Source organism: Candidatus Brocadia sapporoensis, assembly GCF_001753675.2.
Taxonomy (GTDB): domain Bacteria; phylum Planctomycetota; class Brocadiia; order Brocadiales; family Brocadiaceae; genus Brocadia; species Brocadia sapporoensis.
Window position 1 is genome coordinate 1359 of sequence record NZ_MJUW02000004.1, and the last position, 1493, is coordinate 2851.

Consider the following 1493-nt stretch of genomic DNA (forward strand, 5'->3'; position numbering starts at 1 on the left):
ACTATTCTGAGAAAATATTCTCTCTCACCATCCGTTTCGCTGAATAGTTACAAGATTTCAGGAGAGATTTTCATGGCTGGGCCGCAATTCATCAAGTATTTTCCGCGCGTCATTTCAGCCTTAAAAGACCTCGGTAATTCAGGCACCCCGCCCGAAGTACGGGAGCTAATAGCCAAAAATTTGCAGTTATCCGACGAGGAATTGGACGAGCAGTTAAATAGCGGTACTTCTCGTTTAGATAATCAAGTAGCTTGGGCTAAATTTTATTTGGCAAAAGCAGGGTATATTGACGCTTCCAAACGTGGAGTTTGGAGCTTAACGGAAAAAGGTCTTAATGCCAACATTACCGATAAAAAAGCTTTGAAGATTTGTCAGGGGGTACAGAAGCAGTTTAAAAATAAAACAGCCTCTACAGAAGAAAATCTTACTCAAGCCATCGAAGAAACTATTGCCCCTGCCGATACCAGTTTGACCACTTCCAGAGATTACCGGACAGAATTATTGGATATAATTCGTAGCCTGTCGCCGGCAGGTTTTGAGAAATTATGCCAAAGGTTGCTGCGCGAGTCGGGTTTTCAACAAGTTGAAGTTACGGGCAGAAGCGGAGACGGTGGTATTGATGGGAAAGGGCTTTTGCAAATTAATCCTTTGTTGAGCATGCAAGTTGTTTTTCAGAGTAAGCGGTATCAGGCCAACACGGCAGTAACCGTTTCACAAATCCGTGACCTTCGGGGTGCAATGGCTGGCAGAACCGATAAAGGTATCTTTATTACGACCAGTACATTTACGGCGGATGCCCGCAAGGAAGCCTTACGCGAAGGTGTTCCTCCCATTGAATTGGTTGACGCACAAAAATTAGTTACGATGTTTGAAGAGTTAGAACTTGGACTTACAACGAAAACGGCTTATGATGTGGACAGGAAGTTTTTTGAGGAGTTCACTTAGCGCGCAAACATGTGTTAAAGCCAATGGCTGCCTAATAAGCGTATGCACCCGACGCTCACCTTGGCTTTTTTTGAAGTTGGTTTATGTACTTTGAGTCGGCCTTTAATTTAGCGTTTCGTGAGCGCGGGCGATGAGCGGTGTTGAACGAAACCGCTGCACGGAAGAGAATGGGAGATCCTTTATGCTCCCTGAGGGGAAAATGCTATTCGCGAAATGGCGAAGGAACCCCGTTTCCATCGGCGAGTATTGTTGGAACGGATGATTCAGGCGATTCATAATTTTCCTGAGTCATCGTAGCGGAATAATGCATAACTTATCTTTTACACCATCATTTTACAAAGAAAATGGATTGTACTAATTAGACCGATTCCCTAAAGGGACGTATTGGGAAATGGACGGGCCCCTTAAGACCCGAAGAAATGACGGGCATGCTCCTGAGCAAGACTTTGCCTTTCTTACTGGCGTATTGGCCGGGGAAGGTCAGCCTGCAGGCAGTTAGCAAGACACCAGCGCCAACCAGCAGACTGCCCAGCATCTTTCGCCGGGTT

The 1493-nt window shown here is 45.6% G+C and carries 2 protein-coding genes; one reads left to right on the plus strand and one right to left on the minus strand.

What is annotated here, in order from left to right; all coding sequences use genetic code 11:
* On the plus strand, positions 1-945 hold a 945-nt coding region (locus BIY37_RS00090), incomplete at its 5' end, for a restriction endonuclease (RefSeq protein WP_230402386.1).
* Positions 946-1303: 358 nt separating this feature from the next.
* On the opposite strand, the gene BIY37_RS13725 is transcribed toward BIY37_RS00090, so the two are convergent.
* The coding region (locus BIY37_RS13725) for a hypothetical protein (protein ID WP_230402387.1) at positions 1304-1493 on the minus strand (190 nt) is incomplete at its 5' end.